This window comes from Candidatus Kryptonium sp. (assembly GCA_025060635.1).
Classification (GTDB): Bacteria; Bacteroidota; Ignavibacteria; order Kryptoniales; family Kryptoniaceae; genus Kryptonium.
The window spans coordinates 203,137-220,864 of sequence record JANXBN010000002.1 but is presented as its reverse complement, the minus strand read 5'-3'; the positions used below and the strand labels follow the sequence as shown (position 1 = coordinate 220,864).

Annotated in this window: 16 protein-coding genes; all 16 read right to left on the bottom strand. The window is 36.4% G+C overall.

What is annotated here, in order from left to right:
• Positions 1 to 6: 6 nt before the first annotated feature.
• A complete protein-coding gene (locus NZ923_05365) occupies positions 7 to 972 on the bottom strand; it encodes an efflux RND transporter periplasmic adaptor subunit (GenBank protein MCS7229447.1) in 966 nt (321 codons plus the stop codon).
• 21 nt (positions 973 to 993) lie between these two features.
• The gene (locus NZ923_05360; protein ID MCS7229446.1) at positions 994 to 1,899 is read right to left on the bottom strand and encodes a YfiM family protein; all 906 of its coding nucleotides are present in this window, start codon (positions 1,897 to 1,899) and stop codon (positions 994 to 996) included.
• Between the two features lie 9 nt (positions 1,900 to 1,908).
• Positions 1,909 to 2,676: a YckD family protein gene (locus NZ923_05355; protein MCS7229445.1), complete on the bottom strand. Its 768-nt coding sequence runs from the start codon at positions 2,674 to 2,676 to the stop codon at positions 1,909 to 1,911.
• 10 nt (positions 2,677 to 2,686) lie between these two features.
• The gene (locus tag NZ923_05350) at positions 2,687 to 3,676 is read right to left on the bottom strand and encodes a MoxR family ATPase (GenBank protein MCS7229444.1); all 990 of its coding nucleotides are present in this window, start codon (positions 3,674 to 3,676) and stop codon (positions 2,687 to 2,689) included.
• Between the two features lie 44 nt (positions 3,677 to 3,720).
• Entirely contained in the window at positions 3,721 to 5,145 is a 1,425-nt protein-coding gene (locus NZ923_05345; protein MCS7229443.1) for an insulinase family protein, read from the bottom strand.
• A gap of 33 nt (positions 5,146 to 5,178) precedes the next feature.
• Positions 5,179 to 6,516, bottom strand: a complete 1,338-nt coding sequence (locus NZ923_05340; protein MCS7229442.1) for an insulinase family protein — start codon at positions 6,514 to 6,516, stop codon at positions 5,179 to 5,181.
• A gap of 14 nt (positions 6,517 to 6,530) precedes the next feature.
• Complete coding sequence (locus NZ923_05335; GenBank protein ID MCS7229441.1) at positions 6,531 to 7,862, bottom strand: insulinase family protein; 1,332 nt, start codon at positions 7,860 to 7,862, stop codon at positions 6,531 to 6,533.
• A gap of 40 nt (positions 7,863 to 7,902) precedes the next feature.
• Positions 7,903 to 9,180, bottom strand: coding sequence for a peptidylprolyl isomerase (locus NZ923_05330; GenBank protein ID MCS7229440.1), 1,278 nt, complete (start codon positions 9,178 to 9,180; stop codon positions 7,903 to 7,905).
• Positions 9,174 to 9,968 carry a peptidylprolyl isomerase gene (locus NZ923_05325; GenBank protein MCS7229439.1) on the bottom strand — a complete coding sequence of 265 codons (795 nt, stop codon included), beginning with the start codon at positions 9,966 to 9,968 and terminating at the stop codon, positions 9,174 to 9,176. The genes NZ923_05330 and NZ923_05325 overlap by 7 nt, the downstream gene beginning before the upstream one ends.
• Positions 9,934 to 11,919 carry a peptidylprolyl isomerase gene (locus NZ923_05320; GenBank protein ID MCS7229438.1) on the bottom strand — a complete coding sequence of 662 codons (1,986 nt, stop codon included), beginning with the start codon at positions 11,917 to 11,919 and terminating at the stop codon, positions 9,934 to 9,936. Before NZ923_05320 ends, NZ923_05325 begins: the two co-directional genes overlap by 35 nt.
• 25 nt (positions 11,920 to 11,944) lie before the next feature.
• Positions 11,945 to 13,213, bottom strand: a complete 1,269-nt coding sequence (gene serS, locus NZ923_05315) for a serine--tRNA ligase (protein MCS7229437.1) — start codon at positions 13,211 to 13,213, stop codon at positions 11,945 to 11,947.
• Between the two features lie 107 nt (positions 13,214 to 13,320).
• Positions 13,321 to 14,229: a dTDP-4-dehydrorhamnose reductase gene (rfbD, locus tag NZ923_05310; protein MCS7229436.1), complete on the bottom strand. Its 909-nt coding sequence runs from the start codon at positions 14,227 to 14,229 to the stop codon at positions 13,321 to 13,323.
• Positions 14,226 to 15,128: a carbohydrate kinase family protein gene (locus tag NZ923_05305; protein MCS7229435.1), complete on the bottom strand. Its 903-nt coding sequence runs from the start codon at positions 15,126 to 15,128 to the stop codon at positions 14,226 to 14,228. The genes rfbD and NZ923_05305 overlap by 4 nt, the downstream gene beginning before the upstream one ends.
• Positions 15,125 to 15,583, bottom strand: coding sequence for a 5-(carboxyamino)imidazole ribonucleotide mutase (purE, locus tag NZ923_05300; GenBank protein MCS7229434.1), 459 nt, complete (start codon positions 15,581 to 15,583; stop codon positions 15,125 to 15,127). Before purE ends, NZ923_05305 begins: the two co-directional genes overlap by 4 nt.
• Positions 15,584 to 15,589: 6 nt before the next feature.
• A complete protein-coding gene (locus NZ923_05295) occupies positions 15,590 to 16,489 on the bottom strand; it encodes an alpha/beta hydrolase (GenBank protein ID MCS7229433.1) in 900 nt (299 codons plus the stop codon).
• Between the two features lie 7 nt (positions 16,490 to 16,496).
• The gene (locus tag NZ923_05290) at positions 16,497 to 17,660 is read right to left on the bottom strand and encodes an MFS transporter (protein ID MCS7229432.1); all 1,164 of its coding nucleotides are present in this window, start codon (positions 17,658 to 17,660) and stop codon (positions 16,497 to 16,499) included.
• Positions 17,661 to 17,728 lie beyond the last annotated feature (68 nt).

Below are 17,728 nucleotides of genomic sequence, written 5' to 3'. Positions count from 1 at the left end.
TCTTCATCACCTCCGTTTAATTATCTCAACATCCACAGGCATTCCTGATTTAAAAACCCCGTTTTCATTTTTTACCTTGACCTTAACAGCGTAAACAAGTTTTGCTCTTTCTTCTTCAGTTTGAACATTTTTTGGAGTGAATTCGGCTTTCGGCGAAATGAAAACTACCTTTCCTTTAAAGATTTTACCAGGATATGAATTAACCTTGATATTTACAGAATCACCTATTTTTATGATTCCAATTTCCTTTTCAGGAATGAAAAATCTAACATAGACCTCTTCAAGATTAGCGATCTTTGCGATAGGTGCTCCAGCTGGGATAAATTCACCAATTTCAACGAATTTTTCAAGGACAAATCCTGAAATCGGCGCGACGATTTTTGAATCTTTTAGCTGGATCTGTATCGCTCTTACCAAGGCAACAGCTCTGTTATAATTTGAAAAAGCAATTTTTATTTCTTCCTCCCTCGCCCCTTTTCTTAAAGCTTCAAGTTTTTTTCTTGCCTCTTCATATTGAGTTTTGCTTGTTTCATAAAATGCTCTAACATTATCAAACTGTTCTTGAGTTGCAACTCCATCCTCATATAGACTTTTAATTCTTTCAAATTGCTTTTGCGCATTTTCAAGATTAACTTTAGCACGGTTGACGACTTCTTCCATTGCTTCAATTTCCTCGGTTCGTGCTCCTTTTAAAAGAAGCTGATATTGCAAATATGATGCCTCCATTTGCGCTTTTGCCTCAAGATATTTTTGATAAGTCAATTCGGTATCAATCTGACATAACACAAAACCACTATCAACTTTATCCCCCTCATCAAAATTAATGTAAATAATTTTACCACTAATCTCCGAACTTACAACCACTTCCTTGGCTTCAGTTGTTCCACTAGTTTTGAAGATTCCCCCATTTTTGTTATTTGAACAAGAAATTATAAATGGCAAAATTAAAATTGCGAACAAGTGCTTTCGCATTGCACAATGTTAAATCTTTATTTAAAAATAAAAATAATAAAACCTGAATTTGGGCTTGATTCTCAATGTCGGAGCTGGTAAGTGAATATAGTTTAAAGCACGAATAAAAACATTCAAAATGTCCACCTTGGTATCAATTTTCAAAAGATTGAAATCAATAGCGATGTAAAGTTCTGAATAACCACTACCAGCGTAATTTATATCCCTCACTCTATAACCAAGCGCAAGGTTTATAAAATCAGGAATTACCTTTTCAATCTGTTCAGGTAGTAATTTTTGAAATTCAAAACTCATCCAAAATGTCATTCCTTCGTAATCCGTATGGAATTGTTTTTTATAAAGAGCGTCTTTGAAACTTCCAAAACGCAGATAATCAGACCAAGTATAACCAGATGGAGTATAACTCCATTTAAAAGTTATGCTCTTTAAACTTGGAAAATATTCCTGAGCAACTGGGAAGAAAGCACCAAGTAAGTTCATAACGACATCAGTTGGACTAAAACCCCACTGCGTTGTAAATCCGTCCGTAAGTTCAACAACTCCAATTTCATAAACTGTGCTTATTCCAGCTCCAATAAAAGCAGATGTTTTTTCGTTGAAACCGACCCATTTAAATATATTTTTGTATGCATCTGAAATGACATAGGAAACATAAAAATGCCCCGCTTTATCAGCTCTTAAAAGATCGTTCCAATCATCACGCCAGATAAATTTTTTAACCTTTGTTGGCTTCCACCAAACGGTGTTAAAGTAATTATAAGTTAGAACTCCAAGCCCAGCAGTTCCAACTATCACTATCCCGAGCTTTAATTTATCAACGCGAGCTTTCTTTGATACAACGCCAGAAGAATCATTTAAACCGCTGGCGTGGGCGTTTGTAAGCAAGATCAACGCAATTAGAAAATTTAGCATTACGATATTTTTCAATGTGTTAAATTAACCACCCAAAAATGGAACAAACAAACTTAACAAAACCCATATTATCCATACTCCGAACACGAGAGCAAAAGTAGAAGTATAATCTTTATTGAATCCTTTTGCCATTCCAATTGCAAAAACGATTAACTGCCAAATTGTAAAGACCTCAATTTTAGAAGCCAACACATATGCTTTGCTCGTTGAAACTTCCATAAAAATGGCAGGGCTTGCTGACGCGAAAAATGAACCAGTCAAAAAGGCTAAAAGAGTTGAAACTATAACCCCAACTGAACCAATTAAACTTGAAAGCGAATAAATTGAAAAAATAGTAAGAAACTCAACACTCCCCTTGAAAAACAATTTTCCAAGCAAGAAATAAACAAGCGTAACAATCAAAAATACAATCGGAACTCCGATTAAAATTCCAAGCACGCTGAAAATCTGTTGCGCTCTACCAAATTCACTTATTCTTTCTTTTGCTATCTCAGCTTGCTCTTCTGTCATTTTTCCTTCTTCAACTAATTTGTCTATTCTTTGCTCCTGAAACATAACCAACGAATCTCTAATTTGATGATTGCCAAATTTTAAGAAATTTGAAACAATACTTAAGACAATCAATATCAAAATCGGCAAAAGCCAATCGGTTGTTTGCGCTTTTGCTTTCACAACATTTTCAAAAACTTCACCAGGTGCTGTGAAGACACCTACTAACTTGTCAATAAAAGGCATTGGCTTTGCTTCTTCAGCAAAGCTTGGTTCTTGTGGTTGTTGTAAATTTTCTGACATATTTTTCCCCTCAAATTATTTTTAGAAGTTTTTCAATTATTTCTGCTGTTGAAACCCCATCTGCTTCTGCGTTGAAGTTGGTCACAAGGCGATGTCTTAAAACTGGTAAGGCAACAGCTCTCACATCATCAATTACTGGGGTAAATCTTCCATCAAGGACAGCGCGAGCTTTTGCGCCAAGTATAAGATACTGAGAAGCCCTTGGACCAGCGCCCCAACTTATCCATCGTTTGATGAAATCTGGTGCGCCATTTAAATTCGGTCTTGTCAAGGTAACAAGCTTAACAGCATACTCAATCACATTATCAGCAACGGGAACTTTCCGAATTATATCTTGAAGTTTCAAAATTTTTTCACGAGTGAGGACTTTATTGACTTCCGGTTGATATAAGCTTGTGGTCTTGCGAACTATTTCAACTTCTTCATTAAAACTTGGGTAATCTATCCAGATATTGAACATAAACCTGTCAAGCTGTGCTTCCGGAAGTGGATATGTTCCTTCCATTTCTATTGGGTTCTGCGTAGCTAAGACGAAAAATGGTTGCTCAAGTTCATAAGTTTGTCCCGCAGCGGTCACACGGTATTCCTGCATCGCCTCAAGCAATGCAGATTGCGTCTTCGGTGGAGTGCGATTTATCTCATCCGCAAGAATTATATTTGCAAAGATTGGTCCTTTAACAAATTTAAAAAATTTTTCGCCTGTGCTTACATTTTCTTCAATTATCTCGGTTCCAGTTATATCACTTGGCATAAGGTCAGGTGTAAACTGTATTCGGCTGAACTTAAGGTCAAGAACTTGAGCAAGTGTCTTTATAAGAAGCGTCTTAGCAAGTCCTGGCACCCCAACGAGAAGACAATGTCCCCGTGCGAAGAGAACTATCAGCAATTCTTCAATTATCTTATCTTGACCTACTATTACCTTGGCTATTTCGCTTTTTATTTTCTTATACGCGTCGCTAAGCTCCTGAACAAGTTCAATGTCGCTTCTATCTTTTTGCACCTTAAAACCAATTTAAGTTTTTAAAATTACAACTTGACGAATCTTTATTCAATCTTCTTTCCATCGGCATCATAGACAATTACTGGTCCGAATTTATCAAGTTTTGATTTTATCTGGCTTGAATTTCCAGAGACAACTATTAAAAGTTTATCTGGATGTAAATACTTCCTTGCCGTTTCTTGAATGTCTTTTGCAGTTATTTTTTTAACTTCCTCTCTAAATCTGTCATAGAAATCTTTCGGCAATCCATAAATTTCAATTGTCATTATTCTCGCTGCGACTTGAGCTGGTGTTTCTATTTGTAAAGGAAATGACCCAACTATATAGTCCTTTGCCATCTTAAGTTCATCCTCCGGCACAGGTTCGTCAATTAGTCGTTTCAGTTCTTTGATTATTTCAACGATAGATGAATCTGTGACCTCATTTCTTACATCTGTTGAAACAACAAATGGTCCAGGATAGAACCTCGCATCAAAGGAACTTGAAGCTCCATATGTATAACCTCGCGTCTCCCGCAAATTCATATTTATCCTTGAATTGAAATAACCACCGAGCAAAGTGTTAAGGGTGAATACTTTGACATAATCTTTATTTTTTCTATCAATCCCAAGATGACCAACTCTTATAGCCGATTGAACCGCGCCGGGTTTATCAACTATAACTACTCTCGTCTGCGATATATTTTTAACATCTTTGAACTTCTTATGAGGGTTCGGTCCTTTTTTCCAAGCGCCAAAATACTTCTCAACGAGAGGAACTGCTTCGGCAGGAGTGATGTCGCCAGCGAAAATTATAAATGAATTATTTGGGATGAAATGCTTTTGATAAAATTTTACTATTTCATCTCTTTTTATCTTTTGAATTGATTCCTCATTGCCACCACTTTCATTTCCATATGGATGACCTGCAAACAATTCCTTGGCAAATCTAACGCCTGCAAGATAACCAGCTTCTGCTTTGGACTGTTTGATGGAAGCAAGTCGCTGTGTTTTCACTCTTTCAAGCTCCTCATCTGGAAAAGTAGGATTCAAAACGACATCCTGAAGAATGTCTATTCCAACATTGAGATATTTTTTCAAAACGAGAACATTCACATTGGTAGCATCCCACGAAGCGGCTGAGTTCAAAGTTCCTCCGACGAAATCAATTTCTTCAGCGATTTGAGTTGCCGTCCTCGTCTTGGTCCCCTTTGTCAAAAGTTCAGCTGTTATGCTCGCAAGCCCCGGAAGATTCTCATCATAAGTTGAGCCACTTTTCACAACAAAACTAATATAAACGATTGGTTGCTCGTGATTTTCAACTACTATAACTTTTAATCCGTTTGGTAGAGTTTTCTCAAAATATGATGGAAATTTAACTTTGCTTTCAGGGCCGGGTTTCGGTGGTTTAGTTCTATCAATTTTTTCCTGTGCGTTTAATGCTGATATTAGAAATATCACCATGAAAAATGTCCCAATTTTTTTAAACATACCTTTTTCCTCCAAAATTTTTGTTATCTAAATTTAATCCGCTTTTGGTAGATAGTGCAAAATTACTCGCTTTTTAGGATCTAAATACTTTTGAGCTACCCTTTTAACATCTTCCACCGTTACTTTTCTGTATTTCTCTATCTCCGTGTTAATAAGTTCGGGCTTTTTATAAAATGTGTAGTAATGTGCTAAAAGATCAGCTTTGCCTTGAACAGTTTGTCTTGCAGAAACAAGCGCTGATTCAATTTTATTTTTCGCTTTCTCAAGCTCCCTCTCCTCTACTCCATAGTTTCTTATTTTTTCTATCTCTTCATCAATCACTTTTTCAAGTGTATCAGAATTAAATCCGGGATTCGCGATTGCATAAATAAGAAAGAGTCCCGGATGTTCTCTGGAATCAGAATATGTCTCAACTTCATTTGCGATTTTATCTTTATAAACCAATCGTTGATACAATCTTGAACTTTCGCCGACAGAAAGTATACCCGAAAGCAAGGCAAGAGCATATGAATCAGGATTTCCCTCCTCTGGGATCCTAAAGCTCATAAAAACGGCAGGTAGTGGTGCATTGATATCTTCAACAACTTCCCTAACTTCACCATCAAGTGGTTCATCATCCGGAGACGGACGGGGAATTCTTTCAGGACCTCTTGGTATTTCACCAAAATATCTCTCTACAAGTTTTTTCGTCTCCTCTATGTTGATGTCTCCTGCTATTACCAAGACAGCGTTGTTTGGAACATAAAATGTCTCATAAAATTCTCGGACATCTTCCATACTTGCATTGTCAAGATGCTCTTGATAACCAATAACAGGCCAACGATATGGATGTTTCTTGAAGCTTTTTTCTGAAATTTTTATCCAAGCGGAACCATATGGTCTATTCTCATAGCGCCATCTTCTTTCCTCCTTAACAACCTCGCGCTGAGTAGTTAAACTTATCTCTTGAATTGAAAAACCAAGCATTCTATCTGACTCAAGCCACAAAGCAAGCTCAAGGTAGTTTGAAGGTAAAACTTCATAATAATTTGTCTTATCTTCGGTCGTGTAAGCATTGCTATAACCACCCGCTTGAGATATGTACTTGTCAAATTCACCACGCTTGACATTTTTTGAGCCATCAAACATTAAATGTTCAAAAAGATGAGCAAAGCCAGTTTTATCTGTCTTTTCGTTTTTTGAGCCAACATGATAACAGATATTTACTGCAACTATTGGGGTTGAATGATCTTCGTGGAGTATGACATGAAGTCCATTTTCAAGCGTAAATTCTACAAAATTAATCTTCCCATCGCTTTGGGAACGAAGTTGATTCGGGCTAATTAGAAAATTCATCATAAACAGCAAATACATTAATTTTAAAATTCTCATTTCTCAAGTTATGTTTATTTTGAAGCACGCTGTTCTCTGGGAAGATAATAAAGAACGACAGATTTATCAGGTTTTAGATACTTGTTCGCCGCCTCGCGAATATCCTCGCGAGTTATTGAAAGAATTTCATCAAGTTCGGTATTTATCTTGTTTGTGTTTTTATGAATTACATAATAACGAGCAAGTTGATCTGCTTTTTGTAGGACGGTTTGATAACCGCTTATGATCTGCGCTTCAGTCTGATTTTTTGCTTTTTGAAGCTCTTTCTCAGCAACAAGTTCAGTGCGAATTTTCTCAATTTCATTCCATATTTCCTTTTCAACTTCTTCAGGCGTATGACCAATTGCGCAATATGCATCTATTTTAAAAACGCCAGCATCTTCCATACCTATTGCAAAAACATTAACATTTTGCGCGATCCTTTTTTCATAAACAAGTTTCTGATAAAGCCGTGAACTTCTCCCAGAGCCAAGTATATTGGCAAGAAGATCAAGAGCGTAGTAATCTTTTTCTCCATCCTTTGGAATTTTAAATGAGATGAAAACAGCAGGCAATCTTATGTTATCGTAAATCGTATCTCTAACTTGCTGCGTCAAAGGCGGTTCAACGACATTTGGCCTTTTTATTTCATGTTTCCCTCTCGGGATATCACCAAAGTATTTTTCAATAAGCTTTTTCGTCTTCTCAACATCAATATCTCCAGCTATCACAAGAACGGCATTGTTTGGGACATAGTAAGTATCAAAGAATTTTTTAGCATCCTCAACCGTTGCTGCGTTCAAATGTTCCATATATCCAATTACTGGCCATCTGTAAGGATGGACTTTGAAAAGTCGTTTAAATGTTTCCTCCCACTGTGTTCCATATGGGCGATTGTCAACTCGCCATCTTCTCTCTTCTTTTACAACTTCACGCTGATTGTCAAAATTCTCCTGGTTAACATTTAAGCTTGTCATTCTATCTGACTCAAGCCAGAGAACAAGTTCAAGCTGATGAGATGGGACAACCTGGAAATAATTTGTCCTATCCCAACTTGTTGACGCATTAAATGTACCTCCTGCCTTTTGAATGTAAGCCATATGTTCTGCTTTCTTCACATTTGCCGAACCTTGAAACATCATATGTTCAAACAAGTGCGCAAAACCCGTCCTGTTTGTATCTTCATTCTTTGAGCCGACATGATACCATATATTAACTGCAACTATTGGCGCTGAATGGTCCTCGTGTAAAATTACATGCAAACCATTTGGTAGATCGTATTCAATAAATTCTATTTTTCCTGTCTTTCCCTGCGCTGATAAAATTGCTAACGGGAAAACCATAAAAACTAAAAATTTCAATCTCATTTCAACCTCCTCAAGTTTATTTTAAAAAATCACGATTTCATCATCTAAAACTTTCATCAACATACACATAAACTTCTTCCCTTAACTTTTCCAGCCATTTTTGATATTCACGATTTTGTTTCTCTATCAGAGCGAACTGATAAATTTTCATATAGTCATCTTTTAAATTCATTCTATGTGCTGGAATTCTTCTTTTTAGAAGGACGATATGATAAGCGTAAGAGTTTCCATACCTCATCTTTAACGGTTGAGTGATCTCGCCATTGTTAAGTGTGCTCAATGCTTCTCTAAGTTCTGGTTCAAGCTCATCAACCTCAATTATTCCAAGATATCCCCCTTGCAACCTTGTTTGTTCATCTTCGCTGAATCTTTTCGCCATCTCTTCAAATTTTGCCTGCTTTGAAATGATTTTGTATCTAATCTCTTCAAGCTTTGAGATGACGATTTTATCACTTTCCTCAGTCAACGGGACTCTAAAGAGTATATGTCTTGGATGAACTTGCTCACCTCTCCTTTCAATAAGTTGAATTATGTGATACCCAAATGGCGTTCGCACGACATCAGAAATTTGTCCTTCTTGCAATCTAAAAACGGCTTCTTCAAATTCTTTAACGAACAAACCGCGTCTAACCCAACCAAGATCACCACCATCACTTGCTGTTGCTCTATCTTCTGAATAAGTCCGTGCAAAATACTCAAAATTTCCTCCATTTCTTATACTATCAAGAATCGCTTTTGCCTTCCGATAAACTGCTTGATCAACCGAGTCAACAGGTTTTGGAATCATCATTATGTGGTATAACTCAACGGATTCTGGAACCTCGGGCAGACTATCTTTATAAGTATTGTAAAACTGCTCAACCTCATATCCTGAAACCGTCAGCGTCCCGAATTTTTGCTGTTTTAATTTTTCTATCATTAATCTTTTCTTAACATCATCCCTTATTTCCCGTTTTATTCTACCGATCGGCATACCGTAGATTTCTTCTAACCTTTTCTCAGACCCGTATTGTCTGACTAATGCCTGAATCTGTGCCTCAATTTGTCTTTCAACTTCATCATCTGAAACAACAATCGTGTCTTCTATTGCTTTTGTTAAAACAAGTTTATCATTTATCATTTCCTGTAAAACATACCTTTTAAGATTTGGGTCATCAGGTCTCAAATTGTTTTGAATTGCAAAGATGTAGGTTTGATAATTTAAATCCGATTCAAGAATTATTTCATTTCCAACAATTGCAACTATCCTATCCAGAACCCTTTGCTGTGCAAGCGCTATGTTTAAAAAAGCAAGCAAAAACAAAATTGTCCTCACCATTTCACTTCGTAATTGTATTTTCTTTTCAAGATTGTTATTAAACTATCAAGCAAATTATTTTGTCTTTCAACAATTGCTCTTTCCCTTACATCTTCAGCGACTATTTCAAAATCAGCTTTGCTTCCTGCCTCCTTCTTATCGTAAAGATAAACCAAAAAATAATTTCCACCAGAAAGTATCGGGAAAGATACATCACCTTTATTCAAATTCCAAGCGACACGCCAAATTTCAGAAGATGGAATGCTGAATTGATCATAGTATTTCTCTGGCACGACCTCAACAACTCCAGGTTCAGCAGATAAGCTCAAAACCCCAGATTTAAAATCCTTCATTCTCAATATCTTGCTTCTCAAAGAGCCAGCATCAACCCGAGACGATAGTTTAACATATCCAATTTTAACAAAAGGTCTATCAAGAATAAATTCATCTTTATGTTTTTCATAAAATTCTCTGACTTCTTTATCTGATATCTCCATTGCCTTGCTCAAGACCTCGTTTTGGATAAAATTTTTAACTATGAGAGATTTTCTAAATTCGTTAACCATTCGCTCAATTTTTTCATTCGTCTCATATCCTTTTTTAATTGCTTCGGCGTAAAGAAGATTGTTCTTTATCCACTCATCAATGTAACCCTTGACAAAATTTGAATCAAGGCCAACAAGATCGCTTCTCAGAAGATATTCATCTTCAACTCTTGCGATATAATCTTCATTCTCAGTTTTTCCACCACAGCTTATCAACAGAAAAATCAAACTAACGATTGAAAGCTTTTTCAAGTGCTTTTTCATTTATAACGACTTTATATTTCTTTTTTAGATTTTCAACCCACTCTTTTTCAAGTCGTTTCAGTTCTTGTTCTTGCAAAGCGCCGGCAACTTCACCAAAAGCTTCTTCAAATGTCTTCACACGGCTTGGTTCTTTACCTGTCACCTTTATTATTGAATAACCTCCCTGAAACTTTATCGGCTCCGAAATCTCATTAACTTTCATGTTCCAAGCAGTCCATGTAAGTTCATTTTCTGAAGCTTCTACAAGCCCCCAATCTCCTTTCTTTTCCTTCATTCCTGCCCTCTCCGTATATTTTACGACGAGCGAATCAAATGGCACTCCGTTTTTAAGTTGTGAGTAAATATCCTTCGCTAATGACTCACTTGTCACCCATATCTCGCTAAATCTTACTCTATCAGGAAAGCGATAGTTTTCTTTATGCTTGTTGTAAAACTCTTTTAATTTCTCCTCACTTAAATCTACCCTATCCCATACCATCTTTTGCTCAATATGATAAAGCAAAATTCCATCCACGAACTCCCTCAATTCATCTTTAAATTCAGGATAAATCTTTTCAACATTCCTCGCTCTATATTCTGTTAACTTCATCTCAATAATTCTATCAACCATCGCAGTGATCCCAGGACGATCAAGTTTTCTGCCTGTAAATTCAGGGCTTTTCTTAATTATCTTTATTGCTGAATCAAGGGTTATTTTTCTATCAGCAAATTCAAATAAAATCTTCGCTCTGTCTTCCTTTGTATAACTGGTATCCCATTCAAAATGTGATGCTGTTTTAGCTGTATCAGCCTTTGAAATGAAAATCTCAAGCGTTTGCTGGTTTAATTTGAAGTTGTATTCTTTTTTCAATTTTTCAATATATTTTTTGAAATCGTACTCAAGTCGCTGTGATTGATAAGTTCTGTTCAATTCGTCAACTATTTCATCAAAAGGTTTTACTGGAACGACCTCAGTCACTTTAATGATGTGATATCCCCATCTTGTTCTAATTATATCACTTACATCACCAGCTTTTGCGTTGAATGCGAAATCTTCAATTTCCCTATACGCTTGACCTCTGCTGTAGTATCCAATATCGCCACGTCTTTCTTTTGTAAATCTATCATCGGAATGGCGTTCAGCAAGCGTGTTAAAGTCATATCCTTGTCTTATGCTATCAAGAATTGCTTTAAGTTCATTATAAATTCTCAATGTATCTTCTGGTTTCGCGTCCCTTTCAAGTTTTTTACCGATATGACTTAATCTTACCATCTCAACACGAGGTTTCCGATCAAGAATTTCAATCACATGATATCCAAACCTTGTCCTCACAGGTGTCTTCGTCCTCTCGCCAACTTTCATTGAATAGCACACATCTTCAAACTCTGGAACCATAGTTCCAGCAGTAAAGTAATAAAGATCGCCCTTGTTGAAAATAACGGTTGGATCATCTGAATGCCCAATTAAAGAATCCCAAGGAACATTCGCTTCAAGTTCCCTTATGATACTCATAGCCCTGTTATAAGCTGACAAAGTATCCCCATAGAAAATTTCAATCAGAATATGCCTTGCTCTTATTTCCTCCTTTCGCCGTTCATAAAATTGTTTTAAACCTGGCTCAACAACTTCTTTCTTTGTAAGGTACGAAAGAGCAAGCGTCGTGTAGTAATCTTTTATTTCTTTTTGAATGTTCGGATCTTTTTCAAGGTTTTGAGCTTTTGCGTCAAGAACTTTTAGTTTATATTTCACAAGTAAATCAAGATAGTTTTTCCTCTCATCAAGTGGTCTTTCCTTTGCTTTAGTAAATCCACCGTTATTCTTTGCGAACGATTTTTCAAATTCATCAAGAGTTATGATTTCTCGTCCAACTTTTGCGACATATTCTTTTTCTTCAATTAGCCCGATGTTCCTCAAGAAAGCACAACCTGAAACAGCAAAAACCAGCAGGATCAAAGCTATGTTCTTTTTCATTGAATCTCGGATCTTTTGTTTTTGATTATTCAATAATTGTAAAGCCAGTATATTTATGTAAAGCTTTCGGAACTATAACCTTTCCTTCCGGGGTTTGATAATTTTCAAGCAACGCGACCATCAACCTTGATGTAGCAAGTCCTGAACCATTGAGCGTATGAACAAATTCAGGTTTTGACTTTTTATCTCTTCTGAACCTTATATTCATTCTCCTTGCCTGGAAATCTTCAAAGTTACTACAACTTGACGCCTCGAGCCATTTCCTTTCCGCTGGAGACCAAACCTCAATATCATATGTTTTAGCGGACGAAAAGCTCATATCCCCTGTACAAAGTAAGACAACTCTATAAGGAATGTTAAGAAGTTGAAGTACTTCCTCCGCATCATTTACGAGTGACTCAAGTTCATCATAGGATGTCTCTGGCGTTGTGAATTTAACAAGCTCAACTTTATTGAACTGATGGACTCTTAAAAATCCGCGTGTTTCCCTCCCCCATGAACCTGCCTCACGCCTAAAACAAGCCGAATAAGCAACATATTTCTTTGGAAGTTCACTTATATCAAGAATTTCATCACGATGAATGTTTGTGACCGGAACCTCAGCGGTTGGGATTAAATATAAATCATCCTCAGGACAATAATACATATCTTCTCTCAATTTTGGTATTTGACCAGTTCCACGCATTGATGCTTCATTTACCAAAAAAGGTGGGAAAACTTCAACATAACCATGTTTTTGAATGTGAAGATCAAGCATAAAATTTATCAAAGCTCTTTCAAGCATCGCTCCTTTACCAATGTAGAGAGGAAAACCACTCCCTGTAAGTTTTGCTCCACGCTCAAAATCAATTATACCAAGTTTTTTCCCAAGCGTTAAATGATCTATCACCTCAAAATCAAACTCCTGAACCTCGCCCCATGATCGCACAACGACATTGTCTTCCTTGTCCTTTCCAACTGGGACTGACTCGTGAGGAATGTTTGGAACCCAAAGTAAAAGGTTCTCTAATTCTGATTCAACACTCTTAAGTTCTGAATCAATCATTTTAATTTCTTCTGAAACCTTTCTCATTTCTTCAATTAATTCTGTCGCGTCTTTTCCCTGTTTTTTAAGATTTGCGATCTCTTCGGTGACATCGTTTCTTTTTGCTTTTAAAGCATCACCTTTTTTGATAAGTTCTCTTCTTCTCTCATCAAGTTTCAAAATTTCATCAACCCGATCTTTTTCACCTTTTAATTCAATAGCTCGCTTAACGATCTCTGGATTTTCACGAATGAATTTAAGATCCAACATTTTGCATAAGATTTTATTTTAATTTATTGTGGTTCGCCCATCAATTTGCTGATTCATCCTTCCAAGATTTTCACTTTTTAAAATTTTACCAAAAATAATCAATAAACTCAAAAATTTTTCAACTCGTTTAAACGATACCTAAATTCACGAATCCCATCTTCAACTCCATATGGTTTCAAGCCAAGTTCAGATTCAGCCTTAAGTGTTATCAGACCAGATCTCAAAGGTCGTGGGGCTATCTGATTTAATTCCGATGTTTTAACGGGAGTTATAAGTTCCTTATCAAACCCAAAAACTTCTGCAAGTTTTACAGCGAAGGTGTATCTATCTACGAAATCCCTACCCCCGACATTATAAACTCCCTCTTTATCAAATTCGGCAACCTTTAAGATTGCAAAAGCCAAGTCATCAACATAAGTTGGATTCCCTACCTGATCGGTCACAACCCTTATTTTCTCACCATTTGAAAGTTTTTGATAAAGCCACAAGGCAAAATTACTTTTCACATTTTTTCCAACGCCATATAAAACATTTGTCCTCAAAATCGCAAACCTTATCCCACCGATCTTTATTTCATTCTCACTTGCAAGCTTGGTCCTTCCATAATAGTTAATCGGATTTGGAATTGCATCCTCTGTATAAGGCCCATTTTTACCATCAAAAATGTAATCAGTTGAAATATGAATTAATTTCGCATCAACTCTTCTCGCAGAATGGACAAGATTTCTTACACCTTCAACATTAACTCTCCAAGCAAGCTCGCGATTTTGCTCACAACCATCAACATTCGTATACGCCGCAGTGTTAATTATAACATCAGGACGAAAGTAAACAACGAGATTTTTAACATCATTTCTGGATGTTATATCAAGCATAGTATAATCAAACCCACCGAAATCAAGAAATGTCCTTGGTTCTTTAGCGGTTGCTAAAATTTCAGAATCAGTGCTTTTTAAAAACATATTCAATACAGCTTGTCCCAATAATCCATGACATCCTGTTATCATAACTTTCATTTTTTCACCAAATCCTTAAGTTTGTCAATCTGCGTCGAACCTGGGATCGTTGCATTCAATCCAGCAACATAATTTGCAAATCCAGCAGAAATTATAGGATCTCGTGTCTTTGAATACTTATAAAAAAATGCGGAACCAAAAACATCACCACAACCAGTCGGATCAACCACAATAACCTCGTAAGCTTTCAGATCTGTTCTCTTAAAGCCGTTGTTAAAATAATAAACTGTAGTTCCAAGATTTGCCCTTGTGATAATCATTACCTCAATACCGAGACCTAAAACATTTTTTGCTAGTTCATCGTCATCCCAGTTTTCATCCCCAATTGATCTTGCTTCAAACTCATTCATCTGAACAGTGTTAACATTGATAAGCCAATCTTTCCAATTGTCCAATTTTTTTCTAAACCTCAAATTTTTATCATCTACTCCAAGCGTTGCGCTATGCACATCAAAGTGTATGTATCCGTTGAAATTTTTGCGCAATCTTTTCAAAGTCTCAACTTCAATATCAAAGCCGGAAATCATATTGATAAAAATTCCATCCACTTCAACATCAAGCAAAATTTTCAATCTTTCAAACTCAATCGGTTTTGCTATATGAACTGAACACTCCGTTCTTTCTTTCCTATCCTGATAAAAAAGATGGACTCGGTTTGTCAAACCTTCAAACTTAAAAATTCCGTCTGTCACCACATTTGGATAAACTTTTATCCTTTCAATAAACTTGTCATAATCAACATCGCCAACGCCGAAGACAGGATATATAATATCACCATCATCAACTATATTCGCAAGCGAAGCAAGAGAGAAAAATATACCACCATAACTTTGAACCTCGCTTCCATCTGCTAAATGAATAACATCTAAACATAAATGTCCGATAATTCCATACTTCATAATTTTGAACCTTGCTTTTTAAACTCCTCAAGTTTCTTCTTTAATTCAGCATCTTGCAAGGCAAGAATTTCCACAGCAAGGACAGCTGCGTTTATTGCACCCGCTTTTCCAATTGCCACAGTTGCCACTGGTATTCCAGGAGGCATTTGAACAATGGAATAAAGAGCGTCAACCCCTTGTAATTCTGAAGCAGGAAGAGGAACTCCAATTACAGGTAAAGTCGTATTCGCAGCTATAACTCCAGGCAAATGCGCAGCCATTCCAGCAGCTGCAATTATAACTTTATAACCATTCGCCTCAGCGTTTCGTGCAAATTCAATTGTCTCAAGCGGATTCCTGTGAGCAGAAAGAACTCTCTTCTCGTAATCAACCCCAAAGTATTGAAGATATTTTTCGCAATTCTGCATTATTTCGTCATCGGTTTTGCTTCCCATTAGGATTGCTACTTTCGGCATGGTCAATTATGTTTTGTTTTTAATGCAGTTTTTTCTTAAAAACTCAACTATATTTTCCCGATACGCATCTCCAAGCACTTCCCAACTGTTTAAATGCCCCGCACCGTCAACAAGCAAGATTTCACCTCTCAAGGTATACCGATGCAAAACAACCGAATGCCATGATTTAACGGTTTTATCTTCTTTTCCGTGAATATAAAGAACTGGACATGAAATTTTTTTAGCATATTCAAGTGGCGATATTTCATCAATTTTAATTCCCGATGTTCTTTCAACGCTTTCAAGAACCTTTTTCATCAAAAATTCCGAAGTAAATCCAAACTTTTTCTTTTGATGCTCAAGAACAAGGTCATAAAAATTAGCAAAACTTCCCTCTGCTATAACTGCGCAAACCCTATTATCAATTCCAGCAGTTTGAATCGCAATGGCAGCACCTGCTGAAGTTCCAAAAAGCGCAACAGGGAGGTTGGGAAATCTTTTCACAAGGAAACTTATCCATTCAGAGATATCAAACTTCTCAAGATAACCATATGTGCAAAACCTTCCTCCACTTTCACCGTGATATCGCAAATCAACCAAAAGAACATTAAAACAAGCCTCATTTAAAAACTTTGCTTTCTTTAAACCGAATGCTTTGTTAGTATAGGCTCCGTGGATATAGATAACATTGCCAATTGGTTCAGGATTTGCCAAGATAAGCCATGCTTTTAAAGTTACGCCATCAAACGACTTTATTTCAACGCTTTCGTAATTAAGTCCAAGCTCCGTTGGCGATGTGATTACTTTTCCATCAATCAAAAAATTTTTTTGCTTAGGTTTTAAAATCATCGCTGGACCAATAAAATTAACGATTAAAAAATAACTCAAAAGTAGAACAAAAGTCAAGCTCAAAAGCAATGTCAACATCTTTATTTCACTTAATTTTTGAGTTTTTTCTGTAATAAATTCCGACAGCCAACAAGAAACTTAAACCCATAGCCAACGCTCCGAGAGCGAAAGGAGATTTTTGTCCAAAATTTCCATAAAAAAATCCACCAGTTGATGGACCAAACACCCGTGCTAAACTTGAAAGCGATTGCCCCAATCCAAGCGTCATACCTTGAATTTCAGTGCCTGCCTGCATTGATATTAAGCTTAATACACTTGGCGTTGTTATACCACTTCCAAATGTGAAAAAGGTCGCAAAAATTAAAAACTCAAAGAAATGCGATGAAAATGTCATTCCAAGTAAACCAATCGCCATCAAAAATGTGCCCGTAATTAAAATTTTTTCTTCTTTAAATTTCTTTGTCAACTTACCAATTAAATAACCCTGTGTTAAAACACCTATCATCCCGACATAACCAAACAACAAACCATTATGCGACGCGTCAAAACCAAACATATCTTTCGTAAAAAGCGGAAAGACAACATAGTTTATGGATATCCCAAATGTTATGATGAAAAATGTAAAGTAAAGAAAAAGCAAAACCTTATCTTGTAAAATTTGAGAGATACTATTGCTAAAATTTAATCCGTCTGTTTTAGATTTATGCTTTTGAGGTTCAAGTAAAAATTTATATGCAAGTATAAAATTTAAAAGTGAAAGCCCAGAGGCGAAAAATATAGGAACATTATACCCAAACTTGCTTAAAATTCCTCCAAGAAATGGCCCCACCACGAAACCTATACCAAATCCAGCGCCAACAACTCCCATCCATTTTGCTCTTTCGTTTGATGGTGTAATATCCGCGATATACGCTTGTGCTGTTGCGATGTTAGCTCCCATTAAACCTGCAAGCATTCTTGAAATAAAAAGAAGCCAAAGAGAATTTGCAAACGCAAATATCAAATACGAAACGAAAGAGCCAAAAACACTGATAAGTATAACAGGTCTTCTACCAATTTTGTCCGAAATCCTCCCCCAAATTGGGTTGAAAATAAACTGCATTAACGAAAATGTGGAAACAAGCAATCCAATTTGATGTGATTTCGCCCCAAAATTGAGCGCATAGAACGGTAAAAGTGGAATCACGATACCAAATCCAATTAAATCTATCAAAACAGTCAAAAAAATAACACCAACTCGGTTTTTCATCAAGCAAATTCTTTTCGCTTTGTTTTTAGAAAAAATTTAAAAACAAAGAATCGCTAATCCAAATTTTT

Excerpts from the sequence above, each read along its gene's own strand:
- NZ923_05335 (MCS7229441.1), bottom strand. The coding sequence starts at position 7,862 with ATGAGATTGAAATTTTTAGTTTTTATGGTTTTCCCGTTAGCAATTTTA.
- NZ923_05305 (MCS7229435.1), bottom strand. The coding sequence starts at position 15,128 with ATGAAGTATGGAATTATCGGACATTTATGTTTAGATGTTATTCATTTA.
- NZ923_05320 (MCS7229438.1), bottom strand. The coding sequence starts at position 11,919 with ATGAAAAAGAACATAGCTTTGATCCTGCTGGTTTTTGCTGTTTCAGGT.
- NZ923_05295 (MCS7229433.1), bottom strand. The coding sequence starts at position 16,489 with ATGTTGACATTGCTTTTGAGCTTGACTTTTGTTCTACTTTTGAGTTAT.
- NZ923_05290 (MCS7229432.1), bottom strand. The coding sequence starts at position 17,660 with ATGAAAAACCGAGTTGGTGTTATTTTTTTGACTGTTTTGATAGATTTA.
- NZ923_05365 (MCS7229447.1), bottom strand. The coding sequence starts at position 972 with ATGCGAAAGCACTTGTTCGCAATTTTAATTTTGCCATTTATAATTTCT.
- NZ923_05325 (MCS7229439.1), bottom strand. The coding sequence starts at position 9,968 with ATGAAAAAGCACTTGAAAAAGCTTTCAATCGTTAGTTTGATTTTTCTG.
- NZ923_05355 (MCS7229445.1), bottom strand. The coding sequence starts at position 2,676 with ATGTCAGAAAATTTACAACAACCACAAGAACCAAGCTTTGCTGAAGAA.
- purE (MCS7229434.1), bottom strand. The coding sequence starts at position 15,583 with ATGCCGAAAGTAGCAATCCTAATGGGAAGCAAAACCGATGACGAAATA.
- rfbD (MCS7229436.1), bottom strand. The coding sequence starts at position 14,229 with ATGAAAGTTATGATAACAGGATGTCATGGATTATTGGGACAAGCTGTA.
- serS (MCS7229437.1), bottom strand. The coding sequence starts at position 13,213 with ATGTTGGATCTTAAATTCATTCGTGAAAATCCAGAGATCGTTAAGCGA.
- NZ923_05345 (MCS7229443.1), bottom strand. The coding sequence starts at position 5,145 with ATGTTTAAAAAAATTGGGACATTTTTCATGGTGATATTTCTAATATCA.
- NZ923_05330 (MCS7229440.1), bottom strand. The coding sequence starts at position 9,180 with ATGGTGAGGACAATTTTGTTTTTGCTTGCTTTTTTAAACATAGCGCTT.
- NZ923_05340 (MCS7229442.1), bottom strand. The coding sequence starts at position 6,516 with ATGAGAATTTTAAAATTAATGTATTTGCTGTTTATGATGAATTTTCTA.